The 25358-nt window shown below is 49.1% G+C and carries 3 protein-coding genes; 1 reads left to right on the top strand and 2 read right to left on the bottom strand.

Features of this window, described 5'->3' with window-relative positions:
- Positions 1–488: 488 nt before the first annotated feature.
- A complete protein-coding gene (locus ABEW32_RS10230) occupies positions 489–1523 on the top strand; it encodes an alpha/beta hydrolase (protein WP_430187212.1) in 1035 nt (344 codons plus the stop codon).
- Between the two features lie 115 nt (positions 1524–1638).
- On the opposite strand, the gene ABEW32_RS10225 is transcribed toward ABEW32_RS10230, so the two are convergent.
- Together ABEW32_RS10225 and ABEW32_RS10220 are read right to left on the bottom strand one after the other, a co-directional pair.
- The gene (locus ABEW32_RS10225) at positions 1639–11679 is read right to left on the bottom strand and encodes an amino acid adenylation domain-containing protein (protein WP_430187209.1); all 10041 of its coding nucleotides are present in this window, start codon (positions 11677–11679) and stop codon (positions 1639–1641) included.
- Positions 11568–25358 (bottom strand): non-ribosomal peptide synthetase, encoded by a 13791-nt coding sequence (locus ABEW32_RS10220; RefSeq protein WP_430187206.1) that lies wholly within the window; start codon positions 25356–25358, stop codon positions 11568–11570. Before ABEW32_RS10220 ends, ABEW32_RS10225 begins: the two co-directional genes overlap by 112 nt.

The raw sequence follows: 25358 nt of genomic DNA, 5'->3' as shown, positions 1-25358 counted from the left end.
TTTTCAAAGATCAAACATTTCCTCGAATCAGCTCATCGCCTCATCAACTCTTATATCATATCATGTCCGAACCAACTTTGCAAGCATTTTTTAAAATCTTTTTTTCATTCGCTCGCAACCTTTGTATTTCTTGGCCGGAATTAGAGTATATCATTCTATATTTTTAAACGCAAGCATTTTTTATAAAATGTTTTTGCAATGTTTATGTTTGTTAATAGAGCTCTTCGGCCTTTTTTACAAACGGTTCTTAAATGTATATTCAATTTTTCTTTAATATTGATGATTTGACAAAGAAAGGATGGGTATAAATGATAAGAACCACCCGCTCCACTCCCCCAGCCTTTAATAGTTAGCACACAGCTATTATGGAACTCCGTTTTAACGTTTTACATGAAATGTTCATTAAGCCTAAACCACACCAAAGCAATTTTACTTCATATGAAATAGTTGATGATTAAATAATTACATTATAAAGGAGTAGATATTGAATGAATCAACGAAGGCGAACTTGGATGAGAATTGTATTGGGGATTATCTCTTGCTTACTGCTTGTCGTTATCTCTGGATTTGTGTATGAGTGGATTGCATCTAAACACGATAAATCGCAATATCCTCCTCTGGGGAAAATGGTCGATGCGGGAGGCTATCGTCTCCATATTCGTAAAATGGGTGCCGGCTCTCCAACGATAGTGCTTGAATCAGGAAGCGGGGAAAGCAGCCTGTCCTGGAGAAATATTCCCGAGAAGCTGTCATCCTTCGCTACCGTTGTATCTTATGATCGGGCAGGCTATGCATGGAGCGAGGAGGCAAATACACCACGCACCGGAAAAAACATCGTTCGGGAGCTTCATACTGCTCTAAAGAATGCAGACATCCAACCTCCTTATATCCTTGTAGGTCATTCCCTCGGGGGGATGTACTCAAGACTCTATGCACAGACGTACAGAGACGAAGTGGCAGGATTGGTTCTAGTGGATGCTAGGCCTGAGAATGACGCCCGCCGGACAAATAAGATCTATGCCAAAGAACGGCCTAAGGTCAATCCTTCGCCGCTGATATCCATTCTCCTCGAAAGATCAGGGGCTTTTCGTCTGTTTCCCAATTTAATGCTAAACGGTCGTGTGGAGTATCGAGATAGGAAATCTTTCGTGAATATTGTTGCTTCCCCCAAGTACTTTCGCTCTGTTGCCGAGGAGGGTGATCTGGCGAGCACTACCGAAGATGCCATACGCGGTCAGCATTTGGGTAACCTCCCTGTACGCGTGATTGCCCGAGGCATTCAGCAAGATTTGACTCAGTTCGGTATTAGTAAGCGTGGAAATGATCAGATCGAGCAAAGCTGGCAAATTGGGCAGCGCGAGATGCTCCACATCTCTAACAACAGTAAGCTTATTGTCGCCAAAAAGAGCGAACATATGATTATCCATGATCAACCTGAGCTTGTCATTCAAGTCATCCGTGATCTCATCTCCAATGTCCATTATTATCGGTCTACCATTGCTAAAACAAACACGGATCAGTAGAGGCACTACTCTCTACATGTTGAGGATTTCATAAATAAAAAAAGACGCCCGGGTTTCTCCTATATAAAGGAGCCCGGGCGTCTTTGTTGCCCACTACTGTTCTGGTTGATTAATCTTAGGACAAAATAGGCTTGTTTTTAGTTGAGGCTTCTGCAATTTTACCAAATATCCGTCTCAGTACTTTAGCATTCTCTCCAACAAAACCGGAATCAAGCAGCACATCGTGCGTTCCGATGACTTCGTATTCTTTGTATTGACCAAGTGTCGCCTGTTGCCATAACAATTTATCTAAAGATGCATCTGGACCAATACTATCACCCTCTGCAATCAGAGCATGGATATTCGCATGAACTTCACCTGCGTTAATAAGCTCATCGCGGTAGGTGGAGTAAACCAACATTTTGTCCATGACTCGCTCCCTGTCGGCTGGATCTGCGAGGAATGCTTTGTACTGCTCCCTAATGCTTTCCAGCACCGTCTCGACAATTTCTTCAAGCTCCTCCGGTGTCGATTCATCCTTGGACATCTTTCTCATAGCATCTACCATAATAATGTCCCCAACATGGTGGCCTCGGGTTTCCATGGCTTTAGCTACCTCGAAGGCGAGATTTCCTCCAAGTGAGTATCCCAGGAATACATATGGGCCCTCTGCTTGAATACCCACGATGGCATCGATGTATCGATCCAGCATGTCTTGGCCCTGGTAACGATCGCCGATAAATTCCATCCCGTACACCTCGCAAATCCCTTCCAGCTCCTTAGCCATCTCATAGTATCCCAGAGAGTGGCCTACCCGAGGAGGGAAGCAAAATACTTTAAGCGCTCCTTTTCCTGGGAAGCGGATAATCTCCATTTCTTGTTCATCCGCAGCAGTTGTTGCCTGCAGCTTGAAAATTTCATGTGCCATCTCTTCCACAGTCGGCAGATTAAACACGGCTTGAAGTGGGAGATGAACACCCATACTGGACGAGATCCTTTGGATCAAGCCCAATACTTTCAGGGAATGGCCGCCAAGTTCGAAGAATTGATCCCTGATCCCGATTTCCTGTACGCCGAGCACCTCGGACCAAATCTTAGTAAGCTCTACTTCTGTCTGTGTACGCGGCGCGATATACTCGGCTGTGCTCCGCAGAAGTGTTTCCGGTGCCGGTAGCGCTTTGCGATCCAATTTGCCATTCGGATTCAGCGGCATTTGCCCCAGCTGTACAAAAGCAGATGGAATCATGTAGCTTGGCAGCTCGCTGGCCAGTGCCTCGCGTAGTACGCTCGCTGCGAGCGCCTCCTCGGCCACAAAGTATGCACAAAGCTGAGTACTTCCAGCGGAATCAGCCAGTGCAAGAACAACCGCTTCCTGCACCGATGATACCTTCAGCATTTGTGCTTCCACTTCTCCCAGCTCAATGCGGTAACCGCGGATTTTTACCTGGTGATCAATCCGTCCCAAGTACTCAATATTCCCGTCAGGCAACCACCGAGCCAAATCGCCCGTTCGGTAAATCCGTTCACCCGACTTATACGGATGAGGAATGAACTTCTCTGCCGTCAGTTCCGGCTGATTGAAGTACCCTCTCGCTACCCCTTCACCTGCAATGCAGAGTTCCCCCGGCACACCTACTGGCGATACCTGAGAAGCGCTGTCCATCATCCATACTTGGACGTTAGCGTACGGTTTGCCGATAGGCACATGCGTTAGAGTCGCAGTCTCAGGACTCGTTGTATATCGAGTCGCATATACAGCCGCTTCCGTAGGACCGTAGATGTTCTCCAGTACTGCATAAGGCGATACTTTATAGTACTCTTCCACAAGTTTGGCAGGCAGCGTCTCGCCGCAGGCAAACAGATATTTCAGAGTAAGGAATCCTTGGGTACTGCTTTCCTTCAAATATTGAACGAGCACGCTGAGCATCGAAGGTACCAAATTAAGATGCGTGATTCGGTTCGTATCCACAGCCTCCAGCAGTGCCATCGGGTCTTTGTCCACGCCCTGCGGCAGAATTACGAGCGTCCCCTGTCCAAAGAACCAGCAGAACAGCTCTGGCACGGAGAAGTCAAAGGTGAATGTCGTTTTGAGCAGGAATCGGTCACCTGCCAACATCGGATATTCAGCTTCCAACTGGCTCAGTGTATGGACGGCGGAGCGATGCTCAATCATTACACCTTTCGGCTTGCCGGTTGAACCTGACGTGTAGATGATATACGCCAGATGCTCTGGTCCTGCAATTGGCTCCAGATTGGAGTCATCCGCATGATACGCCTGCGGATCATCCAGGGCCAGGATCGTGCCAGTGAATGGGAAACGATCCTTGAGATGGCTCTTTGTCAGCAGAAGCTTCGCTCCCGAATCCTCCAGCATGTGGTGAATACGATCCTCAGGGAATTCCGGATCAATCGGAACATAAGCGCCGCCCGCTTTTAGAATGGCATGGATGCCTATGATCATCTCAAGCGAACGCTCGACCATAATGCCGACTGGCTGATCCGGTCTAACCCCTTGCTCACGGAGTGTACGCGCAAGTCGGTTGGCCTGCTGATGAAGTTCGCCGTAGGTAAGCACCGTTTCGCCGTAGATAAGTGCTGTACGATCCGGTGTGAGCGCAGCTTTTTCCTCGAATATGCCGTGGAGGGTCTTCTCACGCGGATAAGGAGCTGCTGTGTCTCCCCATACCTCTATAATTTGTGATTTCTCCTCTGGCGTAATCAGCTCCAGCTCATCAATACGGATAGCAGGTTGTACAGATACGCTTGTCAGAATTTTCGTCAAGTGTCCTTGAATCCGTTCCACGCTCTCCCGGTCATAGACGCGAGCATTATAACGATACAAGAACTCCAGACTACGTCCCGGCAGCACAATGAGGTTAAAATCATAATTTGTCTGTTCAAACATTTGAACATCCGTAATTTTGTATTCAGCCTCATCATTGGCAATTTTCTCTTCTAGGTGCTCTTCTACCGGGTAATTCTCAAATACCATGATATGGGAAATCAAATCTTGCTTTTGCTCACTCTGTGCTTGAATCTCATAGAGCGGATAGGAATCATAAGCATGTCCAGCCAAATATAATTCCTGCTGTCTTTTCATCACATGAGAGAACGTTTCGCTTCCTTCGGCCTGAACCCGAACTGGAACTGTATTAATGAAGAGACCGATCATACTTTCGATGCCTGGAATCTCGGCAGGTCTCCCCGATACCACACTTCCAAAGACGACATCCTGGCTTCTATTGTAGCGTTGCAACACGATTCCCCAAGCAGCTTGCATCAGTGTGTTCATCGTCACTTGATGCTGTTTGGCCACTTGTTCCAAGCGCTCGGTCAATTCCGCATCCAATGTGAATACCACCTTCTCCGACACGTAGGCTTCTGCTTTTGCCGATGGCTGTGTGACGGCCTGCGGCAGCTTTGTTTGCTGCTCGTAGCCTTCCAGATACCCTCTCCAGTAGGAGGATGCCTCTTCCTCGCCTTGTTTCTCCAGCCATTGAATGTACTGGCTGTACGATACAGCTGCAGGAAGATCAGGCTCCCTTTGCTCACGCAAAGCTCCGTACGTTTCAAACACTTCCTGGAGCACAAGAGGCATACACCAGCCATCCAAAATGATGTGATGAGAGCTCCACAACAGATGGTAATGCTCTTTTGCAGTACGTAGAATAGCAACACGCAACAAGGCTTCATTCGCCAGATCAAAACCTCTTGCTTTGTCCTGATCCATATAAGCTGCAAGACACGTTTCCATTTCCCCCGGTTCCAGCTCATGCAATTCCTCGTATACGAAATCGCATGCTCTTTCTTTGAACACAATCTGTATAGGGAAGTCGCCCCATCCAGCATGGAAATTCGTTCTCAGTATGGCATGCCGTTTCATCAGATGCTGTAAGCTGCGTTTGAAATCCTCAGGATAGAATACTCCCTGAATTTCAAATGTGGCCTGCTCAAAGTAGACCTCTGAACTAGGCTCCAGCAAACTGTGGAACAGCATTCCCTTTTGCATCGGTGTCAGTTTATACACATTTTCAATGCTACCGATGTGCCGTGTCTGCTCTTCCAGCTCCTCGATTTCCTCCAAGCTGATATCGTTGAGGAGTACATCGCTTGGTGTAAGCTCGGTTCTATCCTTGCGCGCACAGTGTCCGATGACTTCACTGAGACGTTCCTTCAAGATACCGGCAAACTTTTCTACCGAATCCACATGGAACTGTTGATGGTTATAGCTGACCGAAAGCTGAAGCTGTCCTTCGGTAATCAGTCCATTAATATTCAAGGCCTGATGCTGCACCATCTCCTCACTGACCTCAGACCCTGCCGAGTAAGGGGACACCTCCATTGTTCCTTCTGCAAGATCCTGGTCAAACTGCCCCAGGTAGTTGAAGGTAATCTCCGGTTCTGCCGAGAAGGAGGAGCCAGCGGATACGTCACTCAAATATTTCAAAATACCATATCCTACACCTTTGTTCGGGATACGACGCAGACCTTCCTTAATACGCTTGATTCTGGCGCCGATCTCCATTTTGCCTCCCATCTCAAGGGCGACAGGATACTGACTTGTAAACCAGCCTATTGTGCGAGTGATATCTAATTCCGGTACAACAGGCTCCCGTCCATGTCCTTCCAGCACGATGCCTACACGTTCGATCCCCGTCCACTCGTGAACGGCCATACCTAGGGCCGTCAAGAGCAGATCGTTAACTTCCGTATTGTAAGCGCGATTCGCCTCTTTCAGGAACTGCTCTGTCTCTTCTGGCGACCATGTTACCGTAACAGCCTCGGTGTCTTTTATGAGAAGAGCGCCGTCTACCTTGTCTTTTGGAAGAAGGGCAAATCCCTCTCCTTCTACCTCTGCCCAAAAACTACGTTCTTGTTCAGCCGCCGGGCTGTTGGCATATTGCGTAATCCCATCAACCCATGCACGGTACGAATCTGTCTTTTGTGGGAGCTTGACCGCTTCTCCACGTGCTGCTTGTTCGTAGCCTTCCTGCAAGTCCTCAAAGAGAATACGCCAGGATACGCCATCCACAGCTAAATGATGAATAACGATCAACAAATGTTCGCCTTCCGCACAACGGAACAAACCTAGTCTAAAGAGCGGTCCATCCTCCAGAGAGATGCTGCGCTGAATGGCTTCCGCGCCTGCTTCTATTGCCAAAGCCGGGTCTTTTTCATCCTGCAAATCGTGGATTTGGAGGCTATACAGCTCACCTTCGCCCAAACTGCGGTTCCAGGCTTCTACTCCGTGCTCTCCTTGGCGGAATACCAGTCGCAGTGCATCATGGTGTTCTGCAATTTTTTGAATAACCTTGGCGAGCGCATCGGTATTAAAGCCTTCGCGTCGGTACAGCATGACCGACTGATTAAAGTGATGTAGATCCTTTGACTGCTCTTCGAAAAATCTGCGCTGGGCAGGTCCCAGTTTTACCGTTCCGTGTACCTCGCGCTGATCTGCAATTCGGCTGACTGCGCTAACACGCTGAGCCAGTTCCGCAATTGTTGGATAGCTGAATAAATTCTTCATTTCCAGTTTGTAGCCTGCGTGCAGAAGTCTTGATGAAACCTGAATCGATTTGATCGAGTCGCCTCCAAGTTCAAAGAAATTATCATGTATGCCAACAAGCGGTACGCCGAGCACACTCTGCCAAATCGAAGCCAAAATGTTCTCCACATCCGTCCGCGGAGCGGCAAAGGCGGCTCCTGCCTTCACACCCAAGTTTGGTTCAGGCAGTGCCTTACGATCCAGCTTGCCATTTGGTGTCAACGGCATTACGTCCATTTGGACAAAGTAAGACGGAATCATATATGCAGGCAGTTCGGCAGACAGTTCATTTCTCAGCTCGCTGACAGACATTTCCCGATCAGCTACAAAGTAAGCACATAGAGACTTCTGTCCATTGGCATCTGCCCATGCAACAACGAGAGCTTCCTCGACAAGTGGCATATCCAGCAACTTGGCCTCAATCTCACCAAGCTCAATACGATAGCCGCGGATTTTAACTTGATGGTCAATACGCCCAATGTATTCTATGTCTCCATTAGGAAGGCGACGAGCCAAATCCCCGGTCCGATACATATTTCCTTCCGCAGCGAACGGATTCCTAATGAATTTTTCTGCGGTAAGATCCGGACGGTTCAGGTATCCACGGGCTACTCCGTCCCCAGCGATGTACATTTCGCCCTCCACACCTAACGGTACGAGACGAAGCTGTTCATCCAGGATATGAATGTATATGTTGTCGGACGGCAAACCAATCGGTACGGATTCCCGTGTATCCTTCGCAGGATCGTACAGGTGAATCATGCAGCCGACGACGGTTTCGGTTGGACCGTATTCATTGTAGATTTTGATGTTGCCACCAAAGAGGTCCGTAATCGTTTTGGACAAATGAGTGGTCAGATTCTCTCCACCTACAATGAGCTGCTGAATGCGACTTTCCGCTGGAATAGTCATGTCTTTTATGAGACTGAGATGCGTCGGCGTCAGCTTGAGAATATCCACCGCATTTTCACGCAAAATATGCTGGACGACTTCTGCTTTATCTATACCATCATAAATCCGTACGATTCCTCCGTTTATTAACGGTGTAAACATTGATGTCATCGTCAAGTCAAACGAAATGGATGAGTACAGCGGGAAGTCCGTTGGCTGCCCTGCACAATAGACTTTATTAGCCCACCAGATGTAGTTTACGATCCCTTTATGGTTAATCATGGTTCCCTTCGGATTCCCTGTTGTACCTGAGGTATAGATTAAATACACCAGGTCGTTTCCTCTCACAGGAATATTAGGATTATCCACTCCGGTTCCGTAGATGTGCGGAGAATCCAATTCCATAACTATCCCCTCAAAGGAGACCAACTTCGTCAGATGGCTCTGTGTGAGCAGAATCTCAGCGCCAGAGTCCTTCAAAATATACTGAATCCGCTCCTGCGGATATTCAGGATCAATAGGTACGTAAGCTCCGCCCGCTTTGAGTACACCCATGATGGCAACCAGCAGTTCCACTGACCGATCTGCCAACAGGCCCACTACTTGTTCACTCCGCAGTCCTTGGTCTATCAAGGTCGAAGCCAGTCTGTTCGACTGCTCATTCAGCTCGCGAAACGTAATCTGTATGTCGCCACTTACTGCTGCAACTTTATCTGGCGTACGAGCAACCTGCTCTTCAAACAAGGTGTGCAGACCCTGATCACTTGGATAAGCATGAGCCGTGCCACCCCAGTCAAGCAGCTTTGTCCGTTCCTCCGGTGTTACAATCTCCAGCTCCTGTATCGTCGCTTGCGGACGAGTAGCTACCTGATCTAGCATTTGCAACAAATGTCCTCCGATTCGGGCAATGCTTTCTTGCTCGTAGACCGAAGCATTGTAGCGGATGCAGACCTTAATGTCCTCGCCTGGAATGACAACCAGGTTAAAGTCATAGTTGGTTTGCTCAAACATGGCGAAGTTGGCGACTTCGAGATTGTCTTCTGTGTGGTTACCCGACTGTTCTACCTGTTCGTCGAGTGGATAATTTTCAAAGATCATAATATGAGAAATCAGGTCTTGCTTTTGGGTTGTTTTCCCCTGAATCTCATACAGCGGATAGGTGTCGTAGGCACGACCAGCCAACGAATGTGCCTGTGTACGTTTCATCACATCGACAAAGGCCTCGTCTTTGGATGACTGTACGCGGATAGGTACTGTATTAATAAACAGACCCACCATATTCTCGATCCCTGCAATCTCAGCAGGTCTACCTGATACAACGCCACCGAAAACAACATCCGAGCTGGCATTGTAATGTTGGAGAATCAGGCCCCAGGCTGTCTGCATGAGTGTGTTGACGGTCACATGGTTGCGCTTCGCAACAACATCCATTTTATGGGTCAAGGATGCACCCAAATGGAGAACATGCTCATTCAGAACGTAATCCTCTACTTTAGCTTGAGATTTCGTTTTAGCTTCTGGCAATACGGTGTTGCCGTCATAGTCTTCGAGATATTGACTCCAATACGTTGAAGCTTCCTGATCATCCTGTGCATCAAGCCATTCTATATAACGGCTGTAGGGCTGAGCCGGCGGCAGCACAGGCTGTACTTGCTGACGCAGAGCAGAATAATAATCAAACAGCTCCTGTGTAATAATCGGGATGCACCAGCCATCCATGACAATATGATGGAAGCTCCACAATACAAGGCAGCTTTGTTTCTTTTGCAAAACAGTCACTCGCATCAGCGGATCTTCTGACAAGTTGAAGCCTTTAGCCATATCTTCAGTAGTGTAAGCCTGAATCAGGGCTTCTTGCTCCTGCAAGTTATCTGCACGCAAATCTACGTAGTTGAGAGAGATTGGGCGTTGCTTAAAGACAACCTGCAGCGGTACATCAGCGATATTGTTGTAAAAGCCAGTACGCAGTATGGCGTGTCGTTGTGCCAGAGCCTGGAAGCTCTCAAAGAAGATATCTACATCGAAGCTGCCACGCAGCTCAAACGTTGCCTGCTCGAAGTATGAAGAGGAGTCCGGTTCCAGCAAGCTGTGGAAGAGCATGCCCTTCTGCATTGCCGTTAGCTTGTACACATCCTCAATTTCTCCAATATGGGCCGTCTGGACCGTGAGTCGATCAAGCTGCTCCAGTGTCAGTCCTTGGAACAGAACATCACTTGGTGTAAGCTGCGAACGCTCCTGATTCACACAATGCTGGATGACCTCACTAAGGCTTGACTGTAATAATTCAGCAAAATGACTTACCGTCTCCTTACGGTACTGCCTGTTGCTGTACGTAATCGTCAGTGATAGCTGGCCTTCGGCAATCATGCCGTTCACATCCAGAGCATATTGCTGTGGTGTGTGATCGCTAAGCGCCTTACCAACGGAATGTGTAGACAAGCTAAGAGCATTGCCTTCCAAATCCTGATCAAACTGTCCAAGGTAGTTAAAGGAAACTTCTGGTTCTACGCTGAATCGAGTACCTTTCTCCGGTGCCATATACTTCAGCAAACCGTAGCCGATGCCTTTGTGCGGAACCTCTCGCAAATTCTCCTTGATCCGCTTGATTCGGGCAGATACCTCCTGCCCACCTTGCAGGTTCAGCAGAACGGGGTACTGGGTTGTGAACCAGCCCACGGTACGGGTAATATCCAGATCTGGTACGATCATTTCCCGGCCATGTCCTTCAAGGTTAACTAATATCTGCTCCATACCTGTCCAGCGCTGAATAGCTGCTCCCAGAGCAGTCAAGAGCAAATCATTCGTCTCTGTATGATAGGCCCGGTTTGCTTGTCGCAACAGCAGATCTGTTTCTTCAGCAGACCACGTTACCGTAACCGAATCGGTATCCCGGATGGTACCCGGCTCCTGTTCCTTATCCTTCGGCAGTGGAGCCAGAGCTGTCTCCTCAATCTGCTGCCAGTATGAACGTTCCTCGTCCAAGGCAGAACCTTCTGCATACTTCGCCGCCTGCTCGGACCATACAAGATACGAATCCGTCTTTTGCGGAAGGACAATTGCTTGTCCATTCAACGCTTGCTCGTATCCTGTTGCAATGTCCTCAAACAGGATGCGCCAGGACACGCCATCAACCAAGAGGTGATGAATGACAATCAACAAATGATCGCCATCATTACAATGGAACAAGCCTAGCTTGAACAGAGGGCCGTCTTCCAAGTGGAAGCTTGCCTCGATGGCATCAGCTTGGGCTTGAACAGCAGCTGCCTCGTCATTTGCCTGTCTCATATCGGCGATGTCTAAGGTGTAAAGTTCGCCTTCGTCAATTCCCCGATTCCAAGCTGTGTATCCAGCTGCTGTAGACCGGAAAACCATACGCAGCGCGTCATGATGGATCGCAATTTGGTCCATTGTCAACCGAAGTGCAGCTTCATCAAAGCCGTCTTTCCGATGGAGCATGACCGCATGATTGTAATGATGCGGCTCCGCTGTGTGCCGTTCAAAGAACCAGCGCTGAATTGGCATTAACTCCGCTGCACCTTTGATTTCACCCTGTTCTGCTGTACGTCCAGCTACCTGGAGATACGGGCTCAGCTCGGCAATTGTCGGATATTTGAAGAGATCCTTCATCTCTAATTTATATCCCAGTTGGAATAATCTAGAGGACACCTGAATCGCCTTGATGGAGTCACCACCCAGATCGAAGAAATGATCATGGATACCGACCTGCTGCGCTCCCAGCACACCTTGCCATACGGTTCCTCAGCTGCGTTCCTCGGCGCTTCATAAACTGCTCCAGTCTGCACATTGGCCTCTGGAGCGGGAAGTGCTTTGCGATCCAGCTTGCCATTTGGTGTCAAAGGCATCTGTTCCAATTGCATGAAGTAAGACGGAATCATATACGCCGGCAGTTCAGCAGCCAAGGCTTTTCTCAATTCGCCTACCGTCAGCATCTGATCAGCAGTGAAATAGCCAACCAGCACTTTTTGTCCACTTCCATCCTCACGGGCAAGCACAACGGCCTCCCTTACAGATGGAGCATGGAGCAACTTCGCCTCCACTTCGCCTAGCTCAATACGGTAACCCCGGATTTTAACCTGATGGTCAATCCGTCCCAAATACTCCATGCTGCCATCCGGCAACCAGCGTGCCAAGTCACCTGAGCGGTACATGCGCTCGCCCGCTTCAAACGGATGAGCTACAAACTTCTCTTCCGTCAATTCCGGTCGGTTCAGGTAGCCACGCGCCAGCCCTTCGCCCGCCACGTAGAGCTCACCTGGAATGCCAATCGGTTGTGGACGGCGTTGTTCATCCAAAATGTACGCACGTAGTGTCGGAATCGGGGTACCGATATTGCTGCGCCCCTGTTCAATTTCCAGTTCTGTAATTTCCTTATACGTTACATGCACGGTCGTTTCTGTGATGCCATACATGTTAATGAGCTGCACCTGTGGATATTTCGCTCTCCAGTCCTTAAGCAAGGCTGGGCTTAATGCCTCTCCACCAAAGATAATCATGCGGAGGCTCAATTCTGCCGCGCGATGACTAAGTTCTTCTTGTAGCAGCTGGTAGAAGTAAGTCGGCGTCTGGTTCAATACGGTGACCTTCTGATCCTTAAGCAATTGCAAGAAACGCTCCGGGCTCTTCGCAGTCAGCGATGGAACGATGACCAGACGACCCCCGTTTAGCAATGCCCCGTACATCTCCCATACAGAGAAGTCGAAACAGAACGAATGGAACAGTGTCCACGTATCCTGAGGGCCGAAGTCAAACATATTTTTATCATTAAAGAGCAAGCGAACTACATTTTTATGCTCGATCAGCGTTCCCTTTGGCTTGCCTGTCGTACCCGATGTGTAGATAACATAGGCAAGATGATTCGGTCCAGCCGTAGGCTCCAGATTTGAGACATCTTCCTTGTAGGAAGCCGTCTCATCCAGGTTGATAACGTCACCGGTAAAGGAGACACGTGTCTCCTGATGCGCTTGTGTCAGTAGCAGCTTGGCCCCCGAATCCTCAAGCATAAAGCGAATGCGGTCCTCTGGATATTCAGGGTCCACAGGGACGTAAGCTCCGCCCGCCTTCAAAATGGCTAAAATCCCAACGACCATTTCAAGGGAACGATCCGCCATGATTCCAACCAGACCGTCTGGTTGCAGACCACGCTCGCGGAGCGTTCTAGCAAGTCCATTGGCCTGCTCGTTCAGCTCGCTATAGGACAAGGACGCCTCTTCACATACGACCGCTACTGCATCTGGATGACGGACAGCCTGTTCCTCGAACAGTGCATGAATCGTTTGGTCACGTGGATAATCTGCTTTGGCTTCGTCCGCATCCTTCATCAGCATCGACTTTTCCTGCGGTGTCACGATATCCAGGGACGACAACGACATTCCCGGATTGGCGATAGCCTCCTGAATAAGCTGTACAAAGTGGCCTGCCATCCGTTCAGCGGTCTCCCGCTTGTAGATTGCAGTCGCGTATTCCAACGTGCAGTTCAATGCCCCATCCGCTTCACTCACTGTCAGCGTGAGGTCGAATTTGGCAGCAGGATGGACCTGATCGTAAGGAGTGAAACGCAATCCCTCTATTTCTTGTTCTCCCTGCTCGATATTTTGCAGAACAAACATAGTATCAAATAGTGGGTTGCGACTCAGGTCACGCTGAAGCTCCAGCTTCTCTACCAGCTCCTCAAACGGATAATCCTGGTTTTCATAGGCACGCAGTGCTGTTTCCTTCACTTCCTTCAAGTAAGCCTCGAAGGACTTTTCGCCCTCTGGATAAGTACGCAGTGCCACTGTGCCTACGAACATACCGATCAGGCCTTCGAGTGTGGCATGGGATCTTCCCGCCACTGGTGAACCAACAATGACATCTTCCTGACCCGTGTACTTGTGCAAGAGCGTCGTATAGGCTGCCAGCAGCACCATGAACAGCGTAGAACCTGTTCGGGTAGCCAGCTCCTGGAGTGAAGCGCTCAGAGAAGAGTCAATCTGGAAGTCAATCCGATCTCCCGCAAAGCTTCGCACCGCAGGGCGAACTTCGTCTACTGGCAAATCCAGCACCGGCAAGCTTCCGCGGAATGCATCCAGCCAGTATGCCTCCTGGGCTTTGAGACGCTCGCTTCCGAGCTGCTCTTGCTGCCATACCGCATAGTCTGTGTACTGAATTTGCAGCGCAGGTAATACGTCTTCTTCTTGGTAGAAACGGAGAAACTCTTCTATGAGAATATTCATAGAAACCCCATCCGAGACAATATGATGCATATCGAACAACAGTAAATGGCGCTCGTGTGCAATTCGAATGAGACCTACCCGCAGTAATGGTGCTTCGCCAAGGTCAAAAGGACGAACAAATTGCTGAAGGGCAGCTTCTGCCTCTGTCTCGCTCAACTCCGCATATTCCACCGTAAACGGAACATCCGGTAGGATCTGCTGCACAGGCTCACCGTTAACGGTCACAAAACGGGTGCGGAGCGAACCATGACGACGAATTAGACGACGGAATGCCTGCTCCAGCCGTTCGCGATTCAGGTCTCCCTCAACCGTAAGGATACCTGGCATATTGTAGCTTAGCTCTCCGCCTTCCAGCTGACTAAGGATAAACAGCCGTTTTTGGGCTGAGGATAATGGGTAGTATTGTCGCGCTTCCGCTGTAGGAATTTCTTCGAAATTCAGCGGTGTATGGCCCTCCATGGCACGAGCCAATTCTTCAATGGTAGGCGATTCGAACACTTCTCTTAGACTAATCTCGCGATTCATCTCCTTACGAATTCGTGAGACTAGCAGAGCGGCACGCAGTGAATGACCTCCGAAATGGAAGAAATTATCCTTCACTCCCGCGTTCTCTACACCCAGCACCTCTTGCCAGATTTCGGCCAATTGGATTTCTACAGGGGTCTGTGGAGCCTCAGATGAAGCAACCGCCCATCCTTGCTCACCCTGCAGCGCTTTTCGATCTATTTTTCCGTTCGACGTCAGAGGCATGTCCTCCAATTGTACGAAGCGGGAAGGGATCATATATCCAGGCAACATCTCTGACAAAATTCCCCGGAGCTCGGATACCTCAAGCTTCTGAGCAGCTACGAAGTAAGCGACTAAATCCTTGTAGCCATCATCGCCCTCCACAGCCAAAGCCACGACTTCTTGAACGGACGGTATTCTGAGCATGTGTGCTTCAACCTCGCCCAGCTCGATACGATAGCCACGAATTTTGACTTGGTGATCTATTCGGCCGAGGTACTCGATGGTTCCATTCGGCAACCAGCGAACCAGGTCACCCGTCCGATACATACGCTCTCCTGGAGCATACGGATTGTCCACAAACTTCTCATCCATTAACTCAGGCTGGTTATGGTAACCCCGTGCTAACCCGATACCCGAAATGCATAGTTCCCCAGCTACGCCGACAGGCAGCAATCTGAAATGATCATCCAAAATATACACACGATGGTTGGCAATTGGTTGTCCAATGGATACGATTTCTACGGTCTCTTCACTGTTCTGGGCATTCCATAGGGTAGTGCATACGGAGTCCTCAGTGGGACCATAGGCGTTGAAGTAATGTACATGCTTTCTCCACTTTTCGATCAATTCGACCGATGTGGCTGATCCGGCAGTTAGCAGGCATCGCAGTGTCGGCAGATGCTCCGGCTCAAGATGGATTGCGTAGGCGGGTGGCAAAGTCGCTACCGTAATCCCCTTATCGTTCATGAACTGCTCGAACAGAGCGTGATCCATAATATCTTGTGTAGAAGGAATGCATAGAGTAGCCCCGTGGCTCAATGTCGTTAAAATTTCCGAAACTGATGCATCAAACGACAGGCTTGCAAACTGAACAATCCGATCCTGCGGTGTAACTTCAAAGAGTCCGCGGTATACGTCCGACAGATTGCGTAGTCCCCGGTGTTCCACTAACACGCCCTTAGGCTGGCCCGTCGTGCCTGAAGTATAGATCACGTAAGCCAGGTCATCAGAGTCGGCCGTATCCTTCAAGTTCGACGTATCGACATCATAGGTCGACGGTTCATCCAGCAATAGGACATTTCCCGTCCAGCCTATATGCTCCAGAAGATGTGCTTGTGCAAGGATCATCTTCGTCCCCGAATCTTCAAGCATGTAGTTGATTCGTTCTTGCGGATACTCTGGATCAATGGGAACATAGGCGCCCCCGGCTTTCATAATGCCGTACATCCCAACGATCATATCCGTTGACCGTTCAACGATCAGCCCCACCAGATCTCCCGTCTTGATTCCTTCAGCACGCAATCTTCTCGCCAATCCATTGGCCTTTGCGTTCAGCTCGGCATAGGTCAGCATTTCGTTCTCAAATAGAACAGCCGTGGCATCCGGCGTGCGACCTGCCTGCTCCTCCAACAACCCGTGAAACGTGGTACGGTGTTTGGAGCTGGCTCCCGTGTCTCCCCATAAGTTCAAAATCTGTTCTCTTTCCTGTGGCGTAACCAATTCCAGAGCATCCACGGAAATTGCAGGATTCTCCACAACTTGTTCCATGAGGTGGAACAAGTGACCCTTGATTTGTTCAATCGTGGCTGGATCATAGACGAGCGCATTGTATTGGAACAACAATCTCATCTCTTTGCCCGGTAGGACAATTAAGTTAAAATCGTAATTCGTTTGTTCAAGAAGCTCCGCTTCCTCAATCTCAAAGGCAGCTTCGCCACCTCCCAGACGCTCCACTTCCTCTTCCACAGGATAGTTCTCAAATACCATAATATGTGAAATGAGCTCCTGCTTTTGGTCCGTCTGAGCCTGAATTTCAAACAAAGGATAGGTGTCGTACATGTGAGAAGCCATATACTGCTCCTGCTGTTGCTTCATCAGGACTGTAAAGGGGAGATTTTCTTCTGTCTTCACACGAACTGGAATTGTATTAATAAACAACCCGATCATCCGGTCAATTCCCGGAATTTCAGCCGGTCTGCCTGATACTACACTTCCGTATACAACATCCCGACTCCCGTTATAGCGTTGAAGCACAACGCCCCAGATGGACTGCAGCAATATATTCATCGTGACATGAGCATCTCTGGCCACTTTTTCCAGGCGCTCAGTCAATTCCCTGCTGACAGGATAATTCAGCTTCTCTGCTACGTAGCCTTCTCCCTTAGTTGCTCCACCGACTTGAGGTAAAAGCGTCTGCTGCTCATAACCGGCCAGATATCGGCTCCAATAGTCGGCCGCAGCTGCTTCATCCTGCTGTTCCAGCCATTCAATATATCGGCTATACGGCTGAACCTCTGCCAGCTGAGGCTCTCTTCCTTCCAGGAGGGCAAAATAGTGTTCAAAGACCTCCTGTGTAATTAATGGAACACACCATCCATCCATGACGATGTGGTGAAAGCTCCACAAGAGACGGAAGCTCTCTTCTTCTGTGCGTAAAATCGATACACGGAGAAGCTCGTCTTCAGCCAGGTTAAAGCCTTGCTCTTTATCCTTAGCGGCAAATGTCTGCAGGTAAGCTTCACGCTGCGATGCATTCATCTCACGTAGGTCTTCATACACCAATTTGGCGCCTCTGTGCCGGAATACGACTTGTAAAGGCTCACTTCCCCATCCACTGTAGAAGTTCGTACGCAGGATGGCATGGCGTTCCACCACTGCATCCAGGCTATGCCCAAAGGCAGCCGGATCAAAGCTACCCTTAAAGTCAAAGGCGGCCTGCTCAAAATAAGCACCTGTATGTGGTTCGAACATATCATGGAACAGCATGCCCTTCTGCATTGGCGTCAGACTGTATACATTCTCAATATCGCCTATGTGGCTGGTCTGCTCAGCAAGCTCCTCCAGATCAGTAATGCTCAGCCCCTTGGCAAGCACATCGCTTGGTGTCAATACCGTTCTTTCCTGGGTTACGCAATGGTGCAGAAGCTGCCGTAGGCTTTCTTCAATATATCCAGCGAGCTGTTTCATTGTGGATGACTTATATTGTTTTCCGTTGTAAGTCATCGTCAGAGCCAAGGCTCCGTCTGTCACCATGCCATTGATATCTAGCTTATAGGCTGACTCTCCCAACAAGCTTTGCGCGCTTCCGGTCGGATAAGGAGAAACCTGCAATGAGCTTCCTTGCAAATCCTGATCAAACTGTCCCAGATAGTTAAAAGAAATCTCAGGCTGTAAGTTGAAACTATCTGCGTCCTCCTGACTGGCCATCGTTTTGAGCAACCCATATCCGATACCTTTATTCGGAATACGACGTAGCTCTTCTTTCACAGCTTTAATCAGGACCGACAATTCTGGATCATTCCCCAAATCTAAAATGACTGGGTATTGACTCGTAAACCATCCGATAGTACGGGTAATATCGATATTTGGCACAATCGGCTCACGACCATGCCCTTCAAGGTTCACAGCAATCTTGTCTAAGCCAGACCATTTGAATACCGCCATGCCCAGAGCGGCCAATAACAGATCGTTCGTCTCTGTTTGGTAAGCACGATGGGCTTTTCTTAACAGTTGGTCGGTTTCTTCCACAGTCCATTGTGCTGTCACCACTTCGCTATCGCGTAATAAAAGACGCTCAACAGCTTCATCCTTAGGCAACTGCTCAAGCGACTGAACCCCCAGCTCGCTCCAATACGCTCGATGAATCTCGATTTCAGGGCCCTCCGAATAACGGGCAAGAGCGTCTCCCCAGTCACGGAAGGAATCCGTCTTCTGCGGGAATGTCAGTGCTTGTCCTTGAATAAACTGCTCATAGCCTGCTGCGAAGTCCTCGAACAAAATCCGCCAGGATACTCCGTCCACCACTAAATGATGGATCACGATCAGAAGGTGGTCTCCATCCTGACAATGGAAAAGCCCTAACTTCATCAGCGGTCCTTCTGCCAGATTGATGCTGCGCTGGATGTCGTCCGACAGCGTCGTAATGGCTGCAACCGGATCGGATTCGTTCCGTAAATCAGCAGTGATCAGGCTATACAGCTCTCCTTCTCCAAGATCACGGTTCCAAGCCTCGTAGCCATGCTCAGTCTGACGAAAAACTAGGCGAAGGGCGTCATGGTGCTCGGCCAATTTTCTCAACACATGATGCAAAGCCTTTTCCTCAAATCCCTGTTCACGATACAGCATGACTGCTTGATTGAAGTGATGAGGCTCTGCTTGCTTCCGTCCAAAGAACCACTGTTGGACTGGAGTTAAGCGAGCCGCTCCACGCACAACTCCCTGTTCAGCCGTATGCACAGCCGTTTGTATTTCTGCACCTAGCTCGGCAATGGTTGGGAATTTGAACAGCTGCTTCATCTCTAACCGGTAGCCAGCCTGCAATAACCGTGACGACACTTGAATGGCCTTGATGGAGTCTCCTCCCAATTCAAAGAAATTGTCATGGATACCTACCTGCTCGGCACCCAGCACCCCTTGCCAGACAGACGCCAAAGCTTCTTCAGCCGGTGTGCGAGGAGCTGTATACTTCCGTCCTGTATGCGCACCTACTTGCGGAGCTGGCAGAGACCTGCGGTCCAGTTTTCCGTTCGATGTTAACGGCATTCGATCCAGCTGGATAAAGTAGGATGGAATCATATAACCGGGAAGTACCTGCGATAGGGAGTGTCTTACTTCGCCTGCTGTGAGCGTACGATCCGCCACATAATAAGCGCAAAGCTGCTTCTCTCCAAGCTCATCGGCGCGAACGACGACTACGGCTTCGATTACTGACTCCACCTTGGCCAGTTGAGCCTCAATTTCGGGGAGTTCGATACGATAACCGCGTATTTTGACCTGCTCATCAATTCTTCCCTTAAACTCCAAATTCCCATCTGGAAGCCAGCGTACCAAATCACCAGTTCGGTAGCAGCGTTCTCCATCCTTAACAGGACTTGGGACAAATTTTTCTGCTGTGAGGTCAGGACGATTGAGATATCCGCGCGCTACACCTTCACCGCCGACAATCAGCTCGCCCCAAGCACCAATGGGCTGTAATTGAAGCGATCCATTGACTACATAAGCAGTCGAGTTACTAATTGGGCGACCAATCGGCACGCCCCCTTCAGCATGACCCGGAATCTTGTAGGTGGTGGAGAAGGTCGTATTCTCTGTTGGACCATAGCCATTGATAGGGACAAGATCAGGATTAGCCTCGATGACACGGTTCATATGAGATATGGACAGTACGTCGCCACCCACCAACAATGCTTTCAGTCCTCTAAACAGGTACTCATCCTGCAATGAAAGCTGATTGAAAAGTGGTGAAGTGAGCCACAACGTTGTAATCCCGTACTTGGCAATGGCCGCTTTGAGCCGATCGGCAATCAGGATATCGTCGTTCTCCACGAAATAAAGCTGTCCGCCATTAAGGAGCGCACCCCATATCTCAAAGGTCGAGGCATCGAAAGCCACGGCTCCCGTCTGCAAAATCCGTGTGGATTCATTTAACTCCACATAATTGGTTTCTTTGACCAGACGAACCACGTTACGGTGTTCAACCATAACGCCCTTTGGTCTACCTGTCGTACCCGAGGTATAGATAACATAAGCGAGTCTCTCCGGTCCCTGGACTGCTTCCTCAGTTCGACCAAGGTCGGACGCATAAGCCTCTTCACTGCTGAGGTCGACAATTGGTATACCGTAGTCTACATTTATAAGCTCGCCCTTTTGTACCAATAGTAGCTTGGCATCGGAATCTTCGAGCATATAACGAACCCGATCTTCTGGGTAATCAGGATCGATCGGCACATAGGCTCCACCAGCCTGAAGCACTGCGAGCATACCAACCACCATCTCGATACTCCGTCCACCCATAATAGCCACCGGCTGCTCACTTAGCGTCCCCAAACGACGCAGTGTTTGGGCCAATCGGCTCGCTTTATCTTCCAACTCAAGGTACGTTAACCGGACATCGCCGAATACCAAAGCCGTCTGCTCTGGTGTACGCTTGACTTGTTCCGCGAACAATTCATGAATGGTCTTATCCCTTGGATAAGGAGTAGCTGTCGCGTTGAATACTTCAATGATCTGTACTTTCTCCTCCGGTGTGATCATTTCAATTTCGGCCAATTGCAACTCGGGATTGACCGCGACTGCATGCAGAACCCGAAGCAAGTGCGTGGCCAGGCGCTCTACAGTTTCTCGCTGATACAAAGCCGTACTATACTCAAGGCCAAAGGCTAGTTCAGCACCCTTCTCCTCTACATTAAGAGACAGGTCAAACTTGGCTGTGACTGTGTCCATTGGATAAGGAGTAAAGTGCACTCCATCCATGTCCTGCTCTTCCTGCTCCGTATTTTGCAATACCAACAGGGTGTCAAAGAGTGGATTGCGGCTGACATCACGTCCTACGCCCAGTTTTTCGACCAATTTTTCAAAAGGGTAATCCTGATGCTCGAACGCCTTGAGTGCCGTTTCCTTGACTTCCAGAAGGTAATCCTGAAAAGTTTTTTCTCCTGCCGGGTAGCTGCGCAAGGCCAGCGTATTGACAAACATCCCAATGATGCCTTCAAGCTCTGCTTGTGGTCTGCCGGCTACTGGAGAACCTACGACGATATCCTCTTGCCCCGTATATTTGTGCAGCAGTACTGAATAAGCCGCCAGCAACACCATATACAGTGTAGTACCTGTACGGGATGCAAGCTCTTGTATCGCCTTATTGCCAGACTCGTCCAATGTAAAATCAATCCGGCTACCCTCGAAGCTCCGAACCGATGGGCGCTGGAAGTCGGTAGGCAAATCTAATACGGGCAGCTCACCTTCAAAGGCCTGCAGCCAATACGCTTCAAGGTCTTGCCACTCTCTCTCTGACTGTTCCTGTTGCCATACCGCATAATCCTTGTATTGAATATGCAGTTCTGGTAGTTGTTCTCCTTGGTATAATTGCGTGAGTTCCTCCACCAATATATGAATGGAAACACCGTCTGAAATGATGTGGTGCATATCAAACAGCAACAGATGACGCTCCTCCTGCAACTTCACCAGACCAACACGCAATAATGGAGCCTGGCTCAGATCAAAGGCACGAATAAAGTTGTGAATGAGCGTATCCGTTTCCTCCACCGTGTCCTCTGTGTAGTCCAATGCGAACGGAACATTCTTATACACACGTTGAACAAGCTCCCCATCCTGCATATAAAAGCCGGTTCTCAGGGATTCATGACGCTGGATCAATGCCTTGAACGCAGACTCCAGCCGCACGCGATCCAACGGTCCGTCCACTGAGAAGGCCCCTGGCATATTGTAGCTGAGCTCTCCCCCGTCCATCTGTCTCAGCACGTATAACCGTTTTTGCGCTGAGGACACCGGGTATGCTTCGCGTTTTTCAGCCTGTGGAATAGACTCGTACACGGTTGGAATTCGCTCTTTTACCAGTCGCGCCAGGGATTCAACCGTAGGCGATTGAAATACTTCACGCAGCGAAATGCTGCATCCCAGCTCTTTGCGAATCCGCGTAACGAGCAATGTCGCCCGCAAAGAGTGACCACCGATCTCAAAGAAATTATCGCGGACGCCCACGCGGGCAGCTCCCAGGATATCCTGCCAAATAAGCACCAGCTGTGCTTCCACTGCAGTTCTTGGAGCCAGATAATCCTCACCGGATTGTACGCTGCCCTCAGGAGCCGGCAACGCGCGGCGGTCCAGCTTGCCATTGGGTGTAAGCGGCATTTGCTCCAGCCGAACAAAATAAGTGGGAATCATGTATGCTGGTAATTCCGTTGCCAGCTGAGACCGCAATTCCCCTGGCGAAAGATCGCTGGAGGCTACATAGTAGGCGCACAGCAATTTTTGCCCCTGTTCGTCGTCACGCGCGAGGACAATCGTTTCCCGTACGTGCGGAGCCTTGAGAATTTGGGCTTCGACCTCACCCAGCTCAATTCGGTAGCCGCGAATTTTGACCTGATGATCGATCCGGCCCAAATATTCAATATTGCCATCAGGCAACCAGCGAGCCAGGTCTCCAGTTCGATACAAGCGCTCTCCCGCCCGATACGGATGCTCTACAAATTTTTCAGCCGTCAAATCTGGTCGGTTCAAATACCCACGGGCAAGACCTTCCCCCGCAATGTATAGCTCTCCCGGAACCCCGACAGGCTGCAAGCGTCTATGTTCATCAAAGATATAAGCGCTAAGCGTTGGAATGGTTCTACCAATATTGCTTTTGCCCGCTTCGATTTCATGTTCAGTGATTTCCTTGTAAGTGACATGGACCGTCGTTTCCGTAATTCCGTACATATTAATCAGTTGCACACCAGGATACTTTGCCCGCCAGTTTTTCAGAAGAGACGGACTCAAGGCCTCTCCGCCAAAAATAATCTTTCTTAGGCTAAGCTCTGTGGATGATTGTGCCAATTCTTCCTGTATCACCTGATAAAAATATGTCGGCGTTTGATTTAAAATGGTGACTCGATTGTCTTTCAACAGCTCCAGGAAGGCTGCCGGGCTTTTAGCTGTAAGGGATGGAACAATTACCAGTTTCCCTCCGTAAAGAAGTGCTCCATACATCTCCCAAACAGAGAAATCGAAGCAGAACGAATGGAACAGCGTCCATGTATCCTGAGAATTGAAATCAAATAAATTGTCATCGTTAAAGAGCAGACGAACTACATTTTTATGCTCGATCAGCGTTCCCTTTGGCTTGCCAGTTGTACCCGATGTGTAAATAATATAGGCCAAATGGTTCGGTCCCGAAATGCTCTCCAGATTAGAAGCATCTCCTGTATACGTTGCGGCTTCGTCCAGACTCACAAGCTTCCCGTCAAACGTGGTACTCTCCCATAGATGGCTTTGGGTGAGCAACAGACGGACTCCTGAATCCTCAAGCATGTAACGAATACGTTCCTCAGGATAGTCAGGATCAATCGGTACATAGGCCCCTCCTGCCTTCAAAACCGCCAACATGCCAACGACCATCTCTAGGGAACGATCCGCCATAATCCCCACGAGTACATCTGCACCTACGCCTTCGGTGCGTAAATATCTCGCAAGCTGGTTAGCCTGCTCATTTAGAGCTAGGTATGTAATGCTCTGCTCGCCCATCTGAACAGCTACGTGATCCGGCGTGCGCTCGGCTTGTTCCTCAAATAAGCCATGAATCGTCTTCTCACGGGGGTAATCAACTACAGCGCCTTCCGAAAGAGCCAGAATGGATTGCTCTTCTGCTTCTCCCAACAGGTTTACCTCTGCGATCGAAAGCTGCGGAGTATGAATGATCTGCTCTGCGATCGTAAGCAGCTGGGATACCATGTCCGTTACTTCACTGCGTTCAAACAGCTCCGTCCGATAATCGATATCCAGTACAAGCTCGCCTTCATCCAAGATCTCCACGATATGAAGCACGAAATCATTCACTTCATCGCCGCAAAAATCATAATCCGTCAAAATACGCACGTCATCCAAGTCAACCCAGTTGATAAGGCGGTATTCCATGGAAACACCAAAAAGCCGCTGAATATCCTTGTTGCCGTGCATTTCTCTAAGATCCTGAATTAACTGATTGTATGGATATTTCTGATGCCGCAAGACTGACATTTGGTCCCTGGCTACTTCCTGCAGGAAGCTTAACACCTCTACATCCTTGTCAACGTATGTTCTGGCGGCAGCCGTGCTGACAAACATACCAATCTTTTGCTTCTCTTTCTTGTTCCCCCGGTTTGCGAACGAGGTACCGATCACCACATCCGGCTGATTCGTCACTTTGTGTATGTAGATATACATCGCACCCATGAAGAATTGGAACAGAGAAATCCTGTTTTGTTGGCAAAATGCCTGTAGTTCGCGATATAGCGCCTCCGGCACAGTAAAATGTTCCCGCACAGCTTGGGTACTTAGCGATAATGGATTATATGACTTCCAACCTGTCAGTTCGGGCAAGTCAGAAAACTTATCCAGCCAGTATGCCTTATCCTTTTGGTATCTGTCAGAAAGCTCATATGCGTTCTCATCCGCAATATATTCAATATAAGAGCAATCATCGCTCAGCTTAGGTTCATTTCCTTGAATTAAATCCATATAAAAGGCTGTCAGTTGATTTCCATAAACGACCATAGAGATCCCGTCAGAAATAATATGATGCATTTTGATATTAATCCAATACTCTTCCTCGCTAATCTTCACAATCAAAAACTGAAAGAGCTCAGAGTCCAATAATGGCAAGGGTTTGCTTTTGTGCTGCTCAAGTAGGGCTTCGATCTCGGAAATGCTTTCGATGTGGGTAAGGTCCAGGCATTCCAACTGTCTTTCTTCATAAGGAACGACATACTGCTGAGGCACTCCATCCACCGAGGTAATACGAATGCGGAACGCATCATATTGTTTGATAATCAAATTAATGGACTGCATGAAGGCAGCGATATTGATGTGACCCTTCATCTTGGCTGTACCGGATAGCTGTGACACAGATGTATCTGGATAGAGTAATTCGGTATACCATATACGCTTTTGCGCATTCGTTAAATCAAATAACTGCATGTTATTCAT

Origin of the sequence: Paenibacillus jamilae, from assembly GCF_050482105.1 — a bacterium.
GTDB lineage: Bacteria > Bacillota > Bacilli > Paenibacillales > Paenibacillaceae > Paenibacillus > Paenibacillus jamilae_B.
This window is presented reverse-complemented; position numbering and strand designations above follow the sequence as displayed.

Coding starts and splice junctions, on each gene's coding strand:
- ABEW32_RS10230 (WP_430187212.1), top strand. CDS start 489: ATGAATCAACGAAGGCGAACTTGGATGAGAATTGTATTGGGGATTATC.
- ABEW32_RS10220 (WP_430187206.1), bottom strand. CDS start 25,358: ATGAATAACATGCAGTTATTTGATTTAACGAATGCGCAAAAGCGTATA.